14 protein-coding genes are annotated in these 15,114 nt (G+C 71.0%); 2 read left to right on the top strand and 12 right to left on the bottom strand.

Going from position 1 to position 15,114, the window contains the following annotated elements:
• Positions 1-45: 45 nt before the first annotated feature.
• Positions 46-822, bottom strand: coding sequence for a creatininase family protein (locus ACIGA3_RS07095; RefSeq protein ID WP_399711347.1), 777 nt, complete (start codon positions 820-822; stop codon positions 46-48).
• 39 nt (positions 823-861) lie between these two features.
• Between ACIGA3_RS07095 and ribA the strand changes: the two genes are divergently transcribed.
• Positions 862-1,521: a GTP cyclohydrolase II gene (ribA, locus tag ACIGA3_RS07090; protein ID WP_399711345.1), complete on the top strand. Its 660-nt coding sequence runs from the start codon at positions 862-864 to the stop codon at positions 1,519-1,521.
• A 70-nt stretch (positions 1,522-1,591) separates the two neighbouring features.
• Here the strand turns inward: ribA and ACIGA3_RS07085 are convergent, their stop codons facing one another.
• From ACIGA3_RS07085 to ACIGA3_RS07075, 3 genes are read right to left on the bottom strand one after another with little or no spacing between them, the layout of a single operon-like run.
• Positions 1,592-2,815: a serine hydrolase domain-containing protein gene (locus ACIGA3_RS07085; RefSeq protein ID WP_399711343.1), complete on the bottom strand. Its 1,224-nt coding sequence runs from the start codon at positions 2,813-2,815 to the stop codon at positions 1,592-1,594.
• A 52-nt stretch (positions 2,816-2,867) separates the two neighbouring features.
• Positions 2,868-4,229 carry an MFS transporter gene (locus ACIGA3_RS07080; protein WP_399711341.1) on the bottom strand — a complete coding sequence of 454 codons (1,362 nt, stop codon included), beginning with the start codon at positions 4,227-4,229 and terminating at the stop codon, positions 2,868-2,870.
• Positions 4,226-4,807, bottom strand: coding sequence for a TetR/AcrR family transcriptional regulator (locus tag ACIGA3_RS07075; protein ID WP_399711340.1), 582 nt, complete (start codon positions 4,805-4,807; stop codon positions 4,226-4,228). The genes ACIGA3_RS07080 and ACIGA3_RS07075 overlap by 4 nt, the downstream gene beginning before the upstream one ends.
• A gap of 83 nt (positions 4,808-4,890) precedes the next feature.
• On the opposite strand from ACIGA3_RS07075, the gene ACIGA3_RS07070 reads away from it, so the two are divergent.
• A complete protein-coding gene (locus ACIGA3_RS07070; protein ID WP_399712472.1) occupies positions 4,891-5,328 on the top strand; it encodes a PPOX class F420-dependent oxidoreductase in 438 nt (145 codons plus the stop codon).
• Positions 5,329-5,345: 17 nt separating this feature from the next.
• Here ACIGA3_RS07070 and ACIGA3_RS07065 read toward each other — a convergent pair whose 3' ends face one another.
• The 8 genes from ACIGA3_RS07065 to tkt form a co-directional block, all read right to left on the bottom strand.
• Positions 5,346-5,996: a TetR/AcrR family transcriptional regulator gene (locus ACIGA3_RS07065; protein WP_399711338.1), complete on the bottom strand. Its 651-nt coding sequence runs from the start codon at positions 5,994-5,996 to the stop codon at positions 5,346-5,348.
• 122 nt (positions 5,997-6,118) lie between these two features.
• Complete coding sequence (locus ACIGA3_RS07060; protein ID WP_399711336.1) at positions 6,119-6,712, bottom strand: histidine phosphatase family protein; 594 nt, start codon at positions 6,710-6,712, stop codon at positions 6,119-6,121.
• Between the two features lie 6 nt (positions 6,713-6,718).
• Positions 6,719-7,597, bottom strand: coding sequence for a phosphogluconate dehydrogenase (NAD(+)-dependent, decarboxylating) (gene gnd / locus ACIGA3_RS07055; protein WP_399711334.1), 879 nt, complete (start codon positions 7,595-7,597; stop codon positions 6,719-6,721).
• A gap of 1 nt (position 7,598) precedes the next feature.
• Positions 7,599-9,254 carry a glucose-6-phosphate isomerase gene (gene pgi / locus ACIGA3_RS07050; RefSeq protein ID WP_399711332.1) on the bottom strand — a complete coding sequence of 552 codons (1,656 nt, stop codon included), beginning with the start codon at positions 9,252-9,254 and terminating at the stop codon, positions 7,599-7,601.
• Positions 9,254-10,180, bottom strand: coding sequence for a glucose-6-phosphate dehydrogenase assembly protein OpcA (gene opcA / locus ACIGA3_RS07045; protein ID WP_399711330.1), 927 nt, complete (start codon positions 10,178-10,180; stop codon positions 9,254-9,256). Before opcA ends, pgi begins: the two co-directional genes overlap by 1 nt.
• Positions 10,177-11,859 carry a glucose-6-phosphate dehydrogenase gene (gene zwf, locus ACIGA3_RS07040; protein ID WP_399711328.1) on the bottom strand — a complete coding sequence of 561 codons (1,683 nt, stop codon included), beginning with the start codon at positions 11,857-11,859 and terminating at the stop codon, positions 10,177-10,179. The genes opcA and zwf overlap by 4 nt, the downstream gene beginning before the upstream one ends.
• A complete protein-coding gene (gene tal, locus ACIGA3_RS07035) occupies positions 11,859-13,001 on the bottom strand; it encodes a transaldolase (protein ID WP_399711326.1) in 1,143 nt (380 codons plus the stop codon). Before tal ends, zwf begins: the two co-directional genes overlap by 1 nt.
• A gap of 34 nt (positions 13,002-13,035) precedes the next feature.
• Positions 13,036-15,111 carry a transketolase gene (tkt, locus tag ACIGA3_RS07030; protein WP_399711324.1) on the bottom strand — a complete coding sequence of 692 codons (2,076 nt, stop codon included), beginning with the start codon at positions 15,109-15,111 and terminating at the stop codon, positions 13,036-13,038.
• Between the last annotated feature and the right edge of the window lie 3 nt (positions 15,112-15,114).

Here is a 15,114-nt window from a genome sequence, read left to right as displayed (position 1 = left end):
CGGCGCCGTCGTCCTGGTCGCCCGCTGGGCCACCGCCCTGCGCGACTACCCGCGCGGCGCGGCCGGTTCCCCGGCCGAGGTCAGCAGCCGGAAGTACGGCTCGAAGTTCTCCACCAGGCCGGCCAGCAGGCCCTTCCCCTTTTCCGCCGAGGCCAGGGACGGGCGGCCGATGACGCCCGATTCGGTATAGGCGGACATTCCCGTGGTGAGCAGATGGCGACGGTCGTCGGCGGTGAAATCGGCCGACTCATGGCCAGGGCGGAGGAATTCGGGATGAGCGTGCAGCAGAATGGACGCCTCGATTTCCCCGGCGTGCATGTCGGTGAGCAGCGAGGTGACCACACCGGCCCGCTCCCGTGCCTCCTCCCAGTCCTCGGCCGCCGGGTACAGCGCCATCGACTCGCCCCGCGCGGACGCCTCCTGGACGACGTTCCCCAGCACGTAGTTGCCGCCGTGCCCGTTGACCACGACGAGCGACTCCACGCCCGAGCGGCGCAGCGAGTCGGCGATGTCGCGCACCACCGCGTGCAGGGTGACGGAGGAGATACTGACGGTCCCCGGCCAGGCCGCGTGCTCGTGCGAGCACGAGAGGGTGACCGGTGGGAGGAGGTGCACCGGGTACGCGGCGGCGATCTCGCGTGCCACGGCACAGGCCACCAGCGTGTCGGTCGCCAACGGAAGGTAGGGACCGTGCTGTTCGAAGCTCCCCACGGGAAGGACGGCGACCTGACGTGACACACCCGCCCCCCGCGCCCGTACGTCCTCGGTGGTGTCCGCGGGCATCACCCCGTAGGCCGCCGCTCGCGCGCCCGAACCACTCATGTTTCCCACGGCCTTTCGTCTCTGCTTAGGAATCAGATCATGACAGAAAACATCGGCGTCTTCGGCGGGAAGACCCCGCGCCGTTCGGGCACGGAACGCGTCGTGAACACCCCGCTGCCCACGGTCTACGGGGAATTCCAGGCGATCGGCTACCTGGACCATGACCGCGGCGATGAACAAGTCGCCCTCGTGCACGGTGGCATCGGCACCGAGAATGTGCTGGTGCGGCTGCACTCGGAGTGCCTGACGGGGGACGCGTTCGGCTCCCAGCACTGCGAGTGCGGTGAGCAGCTGGCGGCCGCGATGCGCGCGGTGGTCGCCGAAGGCAGCGGCGTCGTCCTGTACTTGAGGGGTCACGAGGGCCGGGGCATCGGTCTGCTGGCCAAGCTGCGGGCGATGGCGCTCCAGGCGGAGGGTCTGGACACGGTCGAGGCCAACCTCGCGCTCGGTCTTCCGGTGGACGCCCGCGACTACCGGGTGGCGGCGGAGATGCTGCACGACCTCAAGGTGCGCTCGGTCCGGCTGATGTCCAACAACCCGCGCAAGCGTGAGGCGTTGACGCAGCACGGCATCGAGGTCGCCGAGCAGGTGCCGCTGCTGATCGAGCCGAGCGAGAACAACATCACGTATCTGCGTACCAAGCGCGAACGCCTCGACCACCACCTGCCCCACCTGGACGCGGTGGCCCACGGCTCCTGAGCACCGCCTTCCCCCATGCGAGAAGTCCGGCCGGATTCCACGGCCGGACTTCTCGTGTTCCCGCCGGGGTTCAGCCCGTGACCGCCTCGTGCACCAGGCGGCGCAGGTCGGGGAAGATCTTCAGGGTGCGCGGGCGCACCTGGGTCATGAACTGCACCGTGAGGTCCAGCGCCGGGGCCACCCAGAAGGCGGTGGTCGCCACGCCGGTCCAGCCGAAGGTGCCCGGCGTGGAGGGGGCGAGGGTGCGGGCGGGGTCGGTGACGACGGAGACGTTGAAGCCGAAGCCCAGCCCGTCGTTGGCCCGTTCCTGGTGCGCGGGGGCACCGAACTCGCGCAGGACCGCGTCGCCCGGGAGCTGGTTGCGGGTCATCAGGGCGAGCGTGGCGGGGGAGAGCAGCCGGACGCCGTCGAGTTCGCCGCCCCGGCGCAGCAGCTCCATGAAGCGGTGGTAGTCGCCCGCGCTGGACACCAGTCCGCCGCTCCCCGACAGGAACCGGGGCCGCCCGCGCACCGGCAGCCCCGGTACCGGGGTGATGCCGCCGTCCTCGGTCTCGCCGTACAACTCGGCCAGCCGGGGCTGCTGTTCGGGGGTGAGGTGGAAGCCGGTGTCGGTCATGCCGAGCGGGGTGAGGACGCGCTCGGCGAAGAACGCGTCCAGCGGGCGCCCCGAGACCACCTCGATGAGGCGGCCCAGCACATTGGTGGCGACCGAGTAGTTCCACTGCGTGCCCGGCTCGAACTGGAGCGGCAGGCCCGCGTACACCGCGATGGCCTCGGCGAGGTCCGCGCCGGAGGGCACGGACGACTCCAGCCCGGCCGCGCGGTACAGGGCGTCCACCGGGTGGTCGTGGTAGAAGGCGAAGGTCAGGCCCGCCGTGTGGGTGAGCAGATGCCGGACGAGGATGGGCCCGGCGGCCGGGCGGGTGCGTACGTCGTCCCCCGAACCATCCACGTACACGCGGGGGTCGGCGAACTCGGGCAGGTAGCGGTCGATCGGGTCGTCCAGGGTGAGCAGGCCCTCCTCGGCCAGCATCAGCACGGCGACCGCCGTCACCGGCTTGGTCATGGAGTAGATCCGCCACAGGGTGTCGGTCTCCACCGGCAGCCCGGCCGCGAGGTCGCGGTGGCCGTGGGTCGTCAGATGGGCCACCCGGCCGCCACGGGCCACCGACACCAGGAAGCCGGGCAGCCGGCCCTCGTCCACGAGCCGGGCGAGGTGCTCGTCGAGGCGGTCCAGCGCCTTCGCGTCCAGCCCCACGTCCTGCGGGGCGACTTCCTGTCGCAGCTGTGCCATGGCTCTCCTCGGGTCATGCCGTACCCATGTGCTGCCGGGCCGGCCTCATCGCTCATCGTGGCGCATGATCACCGTCAAGTACCCCGTCATCAGCGGATCTTGTGAGCGACACGACTCGGCGTCCGGGCAGCAGCCGGGCGAGCGGCACGGCCATGACCGCGACGGTGGCGAGCACGAGCAGCGCGGTACGCGGGCCCGCACCCATCAGCGCGGTGGCGGCCGCGACCCCCAGGACCGGGCCGATGTTCAGCGCCGTCTGCTGGAGACCGCCCGCCACCCCGGCCGCCGTCACCTCGGCCTGCCGTACGACGACATGGGTGGCCGCCACCATCACCGTGCCGAACCCCGCCCCCAGCAGCGCGAACCCGCAGCCCAGGGCGACCGTGCCCGTGGCCCACGACAGCACGAGCCCGCCCAGCGCGAGCAGGGCCGTGGCCGCCCCCACCGTCCACCGTGCGCCCACCCGGCGCAGCAGCACCGGGCACCAGGGCGCCGAGGCCACCATCATCACCGCCAACGGCACACCGCGCAGAGCGCTCTGGAACGGATCGAGACCCAAGTCCCGCTGCAATAGGTACGTTTCGACGAAGAGTGTGCCGAACAGCGCGGCCGACACGGCGACCAGGACACCCAGCGCGGCCGCGACCGGCGCCGAGCCGATCACACCGGGCGGCAGCAGCGGGCCCGCCGTGCGCCGCTCGCGCCGTACGAACGCCGCACCCGCCAGCGCCGCCACGCCCAGTCCCGCCGCCATGACCACACCGGAGGCGACCAGGCTGTGCACCAGGCAGGCCAGCGTCAGCGCGAGCAGCAGCGCGCCGGGCAGGTCCAGCGCGGGCCGCTCGGGCGGTGTGGCGGCGCCCTTCGCGCGCGCGTCACCCACCAGCGCGGCCGTGCCGAAGGCCAGCGCCGGGACGACGCCGAGGAGGAACACCGCCCGCCAGCCGGGCCCGCTCACCAGTGCCCCGCCGAGCAGCGGGCCCGCGGCCGCCGCCAGTCCGATCGCGCTGGTCCGCACCGCCAGCGGCATCGCGAGACGGTCCGGCGGGTACGCCAGCCGCAGCATGCCCAGCGTGGCGGGCTGGAGCAGCGCCCCGCACACCCCCTGCGCGACCCGGAGCCCGATGACCCAGCCGATGTCCGGTGCGAGCGCGATGCCCGCCGACGCGGCACCGAAGCCCAGCATCCCGAGGGCGAACATCCGCCGCTGCCCGTACCGGTCCCCGAGCCTGCCCGCGAACACCAACAGGCTTGCCACGGCGACGAGATAGGCCGTGCTGGTCCACTGCACCTGGACGAAGGAGGCGTCCAGCGAGCGCTGCAACGACGGCTGGGCCACCGTGAGGACCGTGCCGTCCAGCGCGACCAGCACCGCACCGGCCACACTGGACGCCAGCGTCAGGCGCCGGTTCACCGACCGCCCTCCGGACCCAGGTGCGCGGTGAGGCACGTCTCCAGCAGCGGGCCGAACTCCTCCTCACCGGTGGCGAGTTGCAGGCTTCCCCACCGCCACAGCTGGGCCAGGCCGTGAAGGTTGGCCCACAGGGCACCCGTCACCCGGCGCGCGTCGGCATCCGGGCGGGCCCGGCCGACCCGCTCCACCAGCAGCCCGAAGAGGGGCAGGCTGGTGTCCCGCAGCCCCAGATGCCCGCTCTCCAGCACATCGTGACGGAACATCAGCTCGTACATACCGGGGTTCTCCAGCGCGAACCGCAGATACGTGCGCGCCAGCGCCGCCACCTGTCCGCGCGGCCCCTCCTCGGTGGCCTCCAGGGTTGCCCGGGCCTGGGCGCCGAGGTCGGTGAAGCCGCGCCGGGCGATGGCGGACAGCAGCTCCAGGTGGGTCGGGAAGTAGCGGCGCGGTGCCCCGTGGGAGACGCCCGCACGGCGGGCGATCTCCCGCAGCGTGAGTGCCTGGGCGCCCTCTGCGGCCACCAGCGCCACCCCGGCGTCCACCAGGCGGTCGCGGAGACCGGCGTCGGATGCGTTCATGGACAGTGTCTACCAGGTGTGCGTAGACAGTGTCTACCGAGTGGCCGGGAATGCCGGCCGAGCCCGGACCGGTTGACGTGGATATGACTCAGGACACGACGCAGGACGCACTGCTGGCGCTGCTCTCCGAAGGGCACGGCGGGGTGCTCGTCACACTCAAGCGCGACGGCCGCCCCCAGCTGTCCAACGTCAGCCACGCCTACGACCCGGCCGGGCGGGTCATCCGGATCTCGGTCACCGACGACCGCGCCAAGACCCGCAACCTGCGCCGCGACCCCCGCGCCTCCTACTACGTCACCAGCGCCGACCGCTGGTCGTACACCGTCGCCGAGGGCGCGGCCGAGCTGACCCCGGTCGCCGCCGACCCGCACGACGAGACCGTCGAGGAGCTGGTGCGGCTCTACCGCGAGGTGCTGGGCGAGCACGACGACTGGGACGAGTACCGGGCGGCCATGGTCCGCGACAGGCGCCTGGTGGTCCGGCTGCGTGTGGACCGGGTGTACGGGGTGCCCCAGCGCTAGCGGGTGAGGTAGGAGCGCTAACGCGTGAGGTAGGCGAGCACCATGTCGGCGAGCATCGCGCGGTAGTGCTCGCGGCGGGCGGGGGCGGCCAGGTCGCGGTCGAAGAGGGCGCCGAAGGTGTGCCGGCCGGCGACCCGGTAGAAGCAGAACGCGCTGATCATCGCGTGCAGGTCGACCGCGTCCACGTCGGCGGTGAACACCCCGGACTCCCGCCCGGAGTCGAGCACGCGGCGGAGTGCGCCGAGGCCGGGGGAGTCGATGCGGCCGAACCGGCGGGCGGCGGCGAGGTGTTCGCCGCCGTGGATGTTCTCGATGCCGACCAGACGGACCAGGTCCGGGTGCCGCTCGTGGTGGTCGAAGGTGACTTCGGCCAGGTGCCGGACGGCGGCGACCGGGTCCAGATGCTCGACCTCCAGCAGTTCCTCGACCTCGTGCAGCGCGCCGTACGCCCGCTCCAGCACGGCCGCGAACAGCTGTTTCTTGCCGCCGAAATAGTAGTAGATCATCCGCTTGGTGGTGCGGGTGCGGGCGGCTATCTCCTCGATGCGGGCGCCGTCGTAGCCGGCGCGGGCGAACTCGCGGGTCGCCGCGTCGAGGATGTCGGACCGGGTGCGGGCGGCGTCCGGTAACCGCCTGTCGGGGTGTACCGGTTCGTCGACGCTGGTCATCGCGTTCCTTCGGGCCGTAGGGCGGGTCTTGTACCGGTCTGTCGCCGATTGTAGAAGCCCGGCCCGCCGGGCACGGAAACGGCCCGGAGCAACCATCGGGTCGCTTCGGGCCGTTCGGTGTCTCAGGGCTGCCGGTTCCACTCCGCGATCACGGGGCGTCCGTGCTCGGTGGACAGGCGGCTGACCGTGCCGGTGGCCAGCTGGAACAGCCGTCCCTCGCTGGGCGGCAGGCCCAGCCTGCGGGCCGTCAGCACCCGCAGGACATGGCCGTGCGCGACGAGCAGCACATCGCTGTTGTCCGCGTCGAGCGCCTTCTCCACGCGGGCCAGCACCCGGTCGACGCGCGCCCCGATCTGCTCGGGCGACTCACCCGGATGTCCCTCGGTGCCGGGCACCGCCCCGTCGGTCCACAGATCCCAGTCGGGCCGGGTGCGGTGGATGTCGACGGTGGTGATGCCCTCGTAGCCGCCGTAGTCCCACTCGCGCAGGTCGGGCTCGGTCTCGGTGCCGGTCAGTCCCGCCAGCTCGGCGGTGCGCCGGGCCCGGCCGAGGGGGCTCGTCAGGGTGAGTGCGAAGCTCCGGCCGGCGAGGAGCGGGGCGAGCGAACTCGCCTGCTCCTCGCCATGCTCGGTGAGGGGCAGGTCGGTCCAGCTGGTGTGCTGGCCCGACAGGCTCCACTCCGTCTCGCCGTGGCGGACCAGCAGGAGGTCCCCCACGGCGGGTCAGCCCTTCTTCTCGACCGCGTGGCCACCGAACTGGTTGCGCAGCGCGGCGATCATCTTCATCTGCGGCGAGTCGTCCTGACGGGAGGCGAAGCGCGCGAACAGCGAGGCGGTGATGGCCGGGAGCGGCACCGAGTTGTCGATGGCGGCCTCGACGGTCCACCGGCCCTCGCCGGAGTCCTCGGCGTAGCCGCGCAGCTCGTCCAGGTGCTCGTCGTCGCCCAGGGCGTTGACCGCGAGGTCGAGCAGCCAGGAACGGATGACGGTGCCCTCCTGCCAGGAGCGGAAGACCTCGCGGACGTTGTCCACGGAGTTCGCCTTCTCCAGCAGCTCCCAGCCCTCGGCGTACGCCTGCATCATGGCGTACTCGATGCCGTTGTGGACCATCTTGGAGAAGTGCCCGGCGCCGACGCGGCCCGCGTGGACGTAGCCGTACGGGCCTTCCGGCTTGAGGGCGTCGAAGATGGGCTGGAGGCGGTCGACGTTCTCCTTGTCGCCGCCGACCATCAGGGCGTAGCCGTTCTCCAGGCCCCAGACACCGCCGGAGACGCCCGCGTCCACGAAGCCGATGCCCTTGATGCCCAGCTCGGTGGCGTGCTTCTCGTCGTCCGTCCAGCGGGAGTTGCCGCCGTCCACCACGATGTCGCCGGGGGAGAGCAGGTCCTTCAGCTCGTCGACGACGACCTGGGTGGCGGTGCCGGCGGGGACCATCACCCAGATGGTGCGCGGCGCGTCGAGCTTCTCGACCAGTTCGGCGAGGTCCTTGACGTCGGTCAGTTCCGGGTTGCGGTCGTAGCCGATGACCTGGTGGCCCGCGCGGCGGATGCGCTCGCGCATGTTGCCGCCCATCTTGCCGAGGCCGATGAGTCCGAGCTGCATGTCAGTTCACTTCCTTGAGGGAGCGGTAGGCGGCGACGAGGGCCGTGGTGGAGGGGTCGAGGCCGGGGACGTCGGCGCCTTCGGTGAGGGCGGGTTCGATGCGCTTGGCGAGCACCTTGCCCAGCTCGACGCCCCACTGGTCGAAGGAGTCGATGTTCCAGATCGCGCCCTGCACGAACACCTTGTGCTCGTAGAGCGCGATCAGCTGGCCCAGCACGGACGGGGTGAGCTCGCGGGCCAGGATCGTGGTGGTCGGGTGGTTGCCGCGGAAGGTGCGGTGGGCCACCTGCGCCTCGGCGACGCCTTCCTCACGGACCTCTTCCTCGGTCTTGCCGAAGGCGAGGGCCTGGGTCTGGGCGAAGAAGTTGGCCATCAACAGGTCGTGCTGGGCCTTGAGTTCGTCACTCAGCTCGTCCACGGGACGGGCGAAGCCGATGAAGTCGGCCGGGATGAGCTTGGTGCCCTGATGGATCAACTGGTAGTAGGCGTGCTGCCCGTTGGTGCCGGGCGTACCCCACACCACCGGTCCGGTCTGCCACTCCACGGGAGTGCCGTCGCGCTGCACGGACTTGCCGTTGGACTCCATGTCCAGCTGCTGCAAGTACGCCGTGAACTTCGACAGATAGTGGCTGTACGGAAGAACCGCGTGCGACTGCGCGTCGAAGAAGTTGCCGTACCAGATCCCCAACAGGCCCAGCAGCAGCGGGGCGTTGGACTCGGCCGGGGCGGTGCGGAAGTGCTCGTCCACGGTGTGGAAACCGTCCAGCAGCTCCCGGAACCGGTCCGCACCGATGGCGATCATCAACGACAGGCCGATCGCGGAGTCGAAGGAGTACCGGCCGCCGACCCAGTCCCAGAACTCGAACATGTTGTCCACGTCGATACCGAACCCGGCGACCTTCTCCGCGTTCGTCGACAGCGCCACGAAATGCTTCGCCACGGCCTTGTCGTCACCGAGCGCGTCCAGCAGCCACTTACGGGCCGACGTCGCGTTCGTGATCGTCTCGATCGTCGTGAACGTCTTCGACGCCACGATGAACAACGTCTCCGCCGGGTCCAGATCCCGGATCGCCTCATGGAGATCCGCGCCGTCCACGTTGGACACGAACCGGACCGTCAGATCGCGGTCGGTGAAGGGGCGCAGGGCCTCGAACGCCATCGCGGGACCGAGGTCGGAACCGCCGATACCGATGTTGACGATGTTCCGGATGCGCTTGCCGGTGTGACCCGTCCACTCACCCGAACGGACCCGCTCGGCGAAGCCGGCCATCCTGTCCAGCACCGCGTGCACGGCCGGGACCACGTTCTCCCCGTCGACCTCGATGACCGCGTCCCGAGGGGCGCGCAGCGCGGTGTGCAGCACCGCCCGGTCCTCGGTCGTGTTGATCCGCTCACCCCGGAACATCGCGTCCCGCTGCCCGAACACATCGGTGGCGACGGCGAGTTCCTGGAGCAGGGCCAGGGTCTCGTCGGAGACCTGGTGCTTGCTGTAGTCGATGTGCAGGTCGCCCACCTGGACGACGTAGCGCTCGGCCCGGCCGGGGTCGGCGGCGAACAGCTCGCGCAGATGCGGCTGACCGCCGGCGCGGTGGTCGGACAGAGCCGTCCACTCGGGGCGCCGGGTGAGCTTGGGGGTGTCTGACGATGCGTCGGACATCAGGCGTTCTCCTTGGGTGCCTCGCCGGTCAGGGCGATGGCGTACATCTCGTCCGCGTCGAGGCGGCGCAGCTCCTCGGCGATCAGCTCCGAGGTCGGGCGGACCTTCAGGGCCAGGGTGCGCGGCGGCTGGCCCGGCAGGGTCAGCGTGGCGAGGGGGCCCTCCGGGCGGTCGATGACGATCTCGCCGTTCTCGGTACCGAGCCGCACGGCGGTGACCACCGGGCCGTCGGAGACCACACGGTCCACCTTCACGTGCAGACGGGCCTCCAGCCAGCGCGCGAGCAGCTCGGCGCTGGGGTTGTCCGCCTCCGCCTCCACGGCGGCCGAGGTCACCTTCACCCGCGCCTGGTCCAGCGCGGCCGCGAGCATCGAGCGCCACGGGGTGAGCCGGGTCCAGGCGAGGTCGGTGTCGCCGGGCGCGTAGGTGCGGGCCCGGGTCTCCAGGACCTCCTGCGGGTTGTCCACCGCGTACAGGTCGGTGATCCGGCGCTGGGCGAGCGCGCCCAGGGAGTCCTTCGAGGGCGCCTCGGGGGCGTCCACCGGCCACCAGACGACCACGGGGGCGTCGGGCAGCAGCAGCGGCAGCACCACGGAACCCGCGTGCTCGGACACCTCGCCGTAGGTGCGCAGGACGACCGTCTCACCGGCGCCTGCCTCGGAGCCGACCCGTACCTCGGCGTCGAGCCGGGAGGCGGTGCGGTCGCGCAGGTTGCGCCGGTGGCGCTTGATGACGACCAGGGTGCGCGAGGGGTGCTCGTGCGAGGCTTCCTCGGCCGCCTTGATGGCGTCGTAGGCGTTCTCCTCGTCCGTGACGATGACCATCGTCAGGACCATGCCCACGGCCGGGGTGCCGATGGCGCGGCGGCCCTCCACCAGCGCCTTGTTGATCTTGCTTGCCGTGGTGTCGGTCAGGTCGATCTTCATGGCCTGCGCCAGCTCCGTCCGTCTCGTGCGAGCATCTCGTCCGCTTCCTCGGGTCCCCAGCTTCCGGACGCGTACTGCGCCGGCGTGCCGTGCTCGTCCCAGTACCGCTCGACCGGGTCGAGGATCTTCCAGGACTCTTCCACTTCCTGGGTGCGCGGGAACAGGTTGGCGTCGCCGAGCAGCACATCGAGGATGAGCCGCTCGTACGCCTCGGGGCTGGACTCGGTGAAGGACTCGCCGTAGGCGAAGTCCATCGACACGTCCCGGATCTCCATGGAGGTGCCGGGCACCTTGGAGCCGAAGCGGACGGTCATGCCCTCGTCGGGCTGGACGCGGATGACGATCGCGTTCTGGCCCAGCTCCTCCGTCGCGGTGGAGTCGAACGGCGAGTGCGGGGCGCGCTTGAACACGACCGCGATCTCGGTGACGCGACGGCCGAGCCGCTTGCCCGTGCGCAGGTAGAACGGGACGCCCGCCCAGCGGCGGTTGTCGATCTCCAGCTTCAGGGCCGCGTAGGTGTCGGTCTTCGACTTGGGGTCGATGCCGTCCTCTTCGAGGTAGCCGACGACCTTCTCGCCGCCCTGCCAGCCGGTGGCGTACTGGCCGCGCACGGTGTGCTCGCCCAGCTCGTCCGGGAGGCGGACCGACTTCAGGACCTTCAGCTTCTCGGTGAGCAGCGAGTCCGCGTCGAACGCGATCGGCTCCTCCATGGCGGTGAGCGCCATGAGCTGGAGCAGGTGGTTCTGGATCACGTCACGGGCGGCGCCGATGCCGTCGTAGTAGCCCGCGCGGCCGCCGATGCCGATGTCCTCGGCCATCGTGATCTGCACGTGGTCCACGTAACTGCGGTTCCAGATGGGCTCGTACATCTGGTTGGCGAAGCGGAGCGCCATGATGTTCTGGACGGTCTCCTTGCCCAGATAGTGGTCGATCCGGAACACCTGGTCCGGCTCGAACACCTCGTGCACGACCTTGTTCAGCTCGTGCGCGCTCTCCAGGTCGTGGCCGAACGGCTTCTCGATGACCGCGCGCCGCCAGGAACCCTCGGGGGCGTCCGCCAGACCGTGCTTCTTGAGCTGCCGGACGACCTTCGGGAAGAACTTCGGCGGCACCGAGAGGTAGTACGCGAAGTTGCCGCCGGTGCCCCGGGAGGCGTCCAGCTCGTCGACCGCCTGCTTGAGCTGGTCGAAGGCGGTGTCGTCGTCGAAGTCGCCGGGGATGAAGCGCATGCCCTCGGCGAGCTGCTGCCACACCTCCTCGCGGAACGGCGTACGGGCGTGCTCCTTGACCGCGTCATGGACGACCTGCGCGAAGTCCTGGTCCTCCCAGTCGCGGCGGGCGAAGCCCACCAGGGAGAAGCCCGGGGGCAGCAGACCGCGGTTGGCGAGGTCGTAGACGGCCGGCATCAGCTTCTTGCGGGACAGGTCGCCCGTGACGCCGAAGATGACCAGGCCGGACGGGCCCGCGATGCGGGGCAGCCGGCGGTCCTGGGCGTCGCGCAGCGGGTTGTCCCACTCGGCGGCCGGCGTGACCGGGACACGGATGTCCTCGGCCTCGCGGACCGCGGCGGGCTTGGCCTTGGCCCTGGCCTTGCGCGCCTTGGGCTCGGCCTCGGCGGTGGCCGCCTCGGGTTCTGCCTCGGCGGCGGCCGCCTTCGCCGGCGCTGACTTGCTCGTCATTACGCGTCCACTCCCTTGCTCTTCAGGGACTCGGTCACGGCGTCCAGCAGCTCCAGCCAGGCCGCCTCGAACTTGGCGACGGCCTCGTCCTCGAGCTGCTGGACGACCTCGTCGTAGGAGATGCCCAGGCGCTCCACGGCGGCGAGGTCGGCACGGGCCTGCTCGTAGCGGCCGGTCACGGTGTCACCGGTGATGTCACCGTGGTCGGCGGTGGCCTTCAGCGTGCCTTCCGGCATGGTGTTGACGGTGCCGGGGGCGACCAGCTCGTCCACGTACAGGGTGTCCTTGTACGCGGGGTCCTTCACACCGGTGGAGGCCCACAGCGGGCGCTGCTTGTTGGCACCGGCGGTGGCGAGCGCCTGCCAGCGGGCGGAGGCGAAGACATCCTCGTACGCCTCGTAGGCCAGACGGGCGTTGGCGAGGGCGGCGCGGCCCTTCAGGCCGAGAGCCTCGTCGGTGCCGAGGGCGGTCAGGCGCTTGTCGATCTCGGAGTCCACGCGGGACACGAAGAAGGACGCCACCGAGTGGATCTGCGACAGGTCCAGGCCGCGCTCCTTGGCCTTCTCCAGGCCCGCCAGGTAGGCGTCCATGACGGCGCGGTAGCGCTCCAGGGAGAAGATCAGGGTCACGTTGACGCTGATGCCCAGGCCGATGACCTCGGTGATCGCCGGGAGGCCAGCCTCGGTGGCCGGGATCTTGATCATCACGTTGGGGCGGTCGACCAGCCAGAACAGCTGCTTGGCCTCGGCGACCGTGGCGACCGTGTCGTGGGCCAGACGGGGGTCGACCTCGATGGAGACCCGGCCGTCGCGGCCGTTCGTGGCGTCGTACACCTCGCGCAGCACGTCGGCGGCGTCGCGCACATCGGCGGTCGTCATCATCCGCACGGCCTCGTCGACCGTGACACCGCGCACCGCGAGGTCGGTGAGCTGCTCCTCGTAACCCTCGCCGGAGCCTATGGCGGCCTGGAAGATCGAGGGGTTGGTGGTGACGCCGACGACGCCGCCGTCCGTCACGAGGGCGGCCAGGCTGCCCGAGGTGATCCGCTTGCGCGACAGGTCGTCCAGCCACACCGACACGCCCTCGTCGGCGAGACGCTTGAGGGCTCCGGGGGTGCTGATTGCTTCGGTCACAGTGCTCATCTTTCTTCGTCGCGTAATTCTTTGTCGCGTGGGATCAGGCGCGCGCGGCGGCCAGCGAGGCGCGGGCGGCGGCGGCGACGTTCTCGGGGGTGAAGCCGTACTCGGCGAACAGGGCGTTCGCGTCGGCGGAGGCGCCGAAGTGCTCCAGGGAGACGATGCGGCCGGCGTCACCCACATAGCGGTACCAGGTCAGGCCGATGCCGGCCTCGACGGCGACGCGCGCCTTCACGGCGGCCGGCAGGACGCTCTCGCGGTAGGCGGCGGGCTGCTGGTCGAACCACTCGACGCACGGCATGGACACCACGCGCGTACCGGTGCCCTCGGCCTCCAGGGCGTCACGGGCGGCCACGGCGAGCTGGACCTCCGAGCCGGTCGCCATGATGATCACCTCCGGGACCTCGGTCGAGGAGTCGACGAGGACGTAGCCGCCCTTGGCCGCGTCCTCGTTCGGAGCGTACGTCGGCACGCCCTGACGGGTGAGCGCGAGTCCGTGCGGGGCCGGGTCGGTGGCGTGCCTCTTCAGGATCTCGGCCCAGGCGATCGCGGTCTCGTTGGCGTCCGCCGGGCGGACCACGTTCAGGCCCGGGATCGCGCGCAGCGAGGCCAGGTGCTCGACCGGCTGGTGGGTCGGGCCGTCCTCGCCCAGACCGATGGAGTCGTGGGTCCACACATAGGTGACCGGCAGCTGCATCAGGGCCGCCATACGGACGGCGTTGCGCATGTAGTCGGAGAACACCAGGAAGGTGCCGCCGTAGATGCGGGTGTTGCCGTGCAGCGCGATGCCGTTCATCTCCGCGGCCATGGAGAACTCACGGATACCGAAGTGGACGGTACGGCCGTACGGGTTCGCCTCGGGCAGCGGGTTGCCCTTCGGGAGGAAGGAGCTGGTCTTGTCGATCGTGGTGTTGTTGGAGCCGGCGAGGTCGGCCGAGCCGCCCCACAGCTCCGGCAGCACCGGGCCGAGCGCCTGGAGGATCTTGCCGGAGGCGGCGCGGGTGGCGACCGACTTGCCCTCCTCGAACACCGGGAGCGCGTCCTGCCAGCCCTCGGGCAGCTCGCCCTTGGAGACGCGGTCGAAGAGCTCGGCGCGCTCGGGCTGGGCGGTGCGCCACTCGGCGATCTTCTTGTCCCAGGCGGCGTGCGCCTCGGCACCCCGGTCCAGGGCGCGGCGGGCGTGGCGCAGGACCTCGTCGGAGACCTCGAAGGTCTGCTCCGGGTCGAAGCCGAGGACGCGCTTGGTGGCCGCGATCTCCTCGTCGCCGAGGGCGGAGCCGTGGGACGCCTCGGTGTTCTGCGCGGTCGGCGCGGGCCAGGCGATGATCGTGCGCATGGCGATGATGGAGGGGCGCCCGGTCTCGGCCTTGGCGGCCGCCAGCGCGGCGTGCAGCGCGGGGACGTCCACGTCGCCCTCGGCGGTGGGCTCGATGCGCTGGGTGTGCCAGCCGTACGCCTCGTACCGCTTCAGCACGTCCTCGGAGAAGGCGGTCTCGGTGTCGCCCTCGATGGAGATGTGGTTGTCGTCGTAGAGGAAGACGAGGTTGCCGAGCTTCTGGTGGCCGGCGAGCGAGGACGCCTCGGCGGAGACGCCCTCCTCCAGGTCGCCGTCGGAGACGATCGCCCAGATGGTGTGGTCGAAGGGGGAGGTGCCCTCGGGGGCCTCGGGGTCGAAGAGGCCGCGCTCGTAGCGGGCGGCCATCGCCATGCCCACCGCGTTGGCGGCGCCCTGGCCGAGCGGTCCGGTGGTGGTCTCCACACCGGCCGTGTGCCCGTACTCGGGGTGTCCAGGCGTCTTCGAGCCCTGGGTGCGGAACGCCTTGAGGTCATCCAGCTCCAGCTCGTACCCGGCGAGGAAGAGCTGGGTGTAGAGGGTCAGCGAGGTGTGACCGGGGGACAGTACGAAGCGGTCACGGCCGGTCCACTCCGGGTCGGCCGGGTCGTGCTTCATCACCTTCTGAAAGATCGTGTACGCGGCAGGCGCGAGGCTCATCGCGGTGCCGGGGTGGCCGTTGCCGACCTTCTGCACGGCGTCGGCCGCGAGAATGCGGGCCGTGTCGACGGCGCGGCGGTCGAGATCGGTCCACTCGAAGCTCTCGGGGGTCTGCGTGCTCATCTT

The organism is Streptomyces sp. NPDC085596, assembly GCF_044541565.1.
In the GTDB taxonomy this organism is placed as follows: domain Bacteria; phylum Actinomycetota; class Actinomycetes; order Streptomycetales; family Streptomycetaceae; genus Streptomyces.
The sequence above is the reverse complement of the archived record's forward strand: the minus strand, read 5'-3'. Positions and strand labels throughout refer to the sequence as shown.

Bases quoted from the DNA above. Each gene is read 5' to 3' on its own strand.
- ACIGA3_RS07095 (WP_399711347.1), bottom strand. From the start codon at position 822: ATGAGTGGTTCGGGCGCGCGAGCGGCGGCCTACGGGGTGATGCCCGCG.
- ribA (WP_399711345.1), top strand. From the start codon at position 862: ATGACAGAAAACATCGGCGTCTTCGGCGGGAAGACCCCGCGCCGTTCG.
- ACIGA3_RS07085 (WP_399711343.1), bottom strand. From the start codon at position 2,815: ATGGCACAGCTGCGACAGGAAGTCGCCCCGCAGGACGTGGGGCTGGAC.
- ACIGA3_RS07075 (WP_399711340.1), bottom strand. From the start codon at position 4,807: ATGAACGCATCCGACGCCGGTCTCCGCGACCGCCTGGTGGACGCCGGG.
- ACIGA3_RS07070 (WP_399712472.1), top strand. From the start codon at position 4,891: ATGACTCAGGACACGACGCAGGACGCACTGCTGGCGCTGCTCTCCGAA.
- ACIGA3_RS07065 (WP_399711338.1), bottom strand. From the start codon at position 5,996: ATGACCAGCGTCGACGAACCGGTACACCCCGACAGGCGGTTACCGGAC.
- gnd (WP_399711334.1), bottom strand. From the start codon at position 7,597: ATGCAGCTCGGACTCATCGGCCTCGGCAAGATGGGCGGCAACATGCGC.
- pgi (WP_399711332.1), bottom strand. From the start codon at position 9,254: ATGTCCGACGCATCGTCAGACACCCCCAAGCTCACCCGGCGCCCCGAG.
- opcA (WP_399711330.1), bottom strand. From the start codon at position 10,180: ATGAAGATCGACCTGACCGACACCACGGCAAGCAAGATCAACAAGGCG.
- zwf (WP_399711328.1), bottom strand. From the start codon at position 11,859: ATGACGAGCAAGTCAGCGCCGGCGAAGGCGGCCGCCGCCGAGGCAGAA.
- tal (WP_399711326.1), bottom strand. From the start codon at position 13,001: ATGAGCACTGTGACCGAAGCAATCAGCACCCCCGGAGCCCTCAAGCGT.
- tkt (WP_399711324.1), bottom strand. From the start codon at position 15,111: ATGAGCACGCAGACCCCCGAGAGCTTCGAGTGGACCGATCTCGACCGC.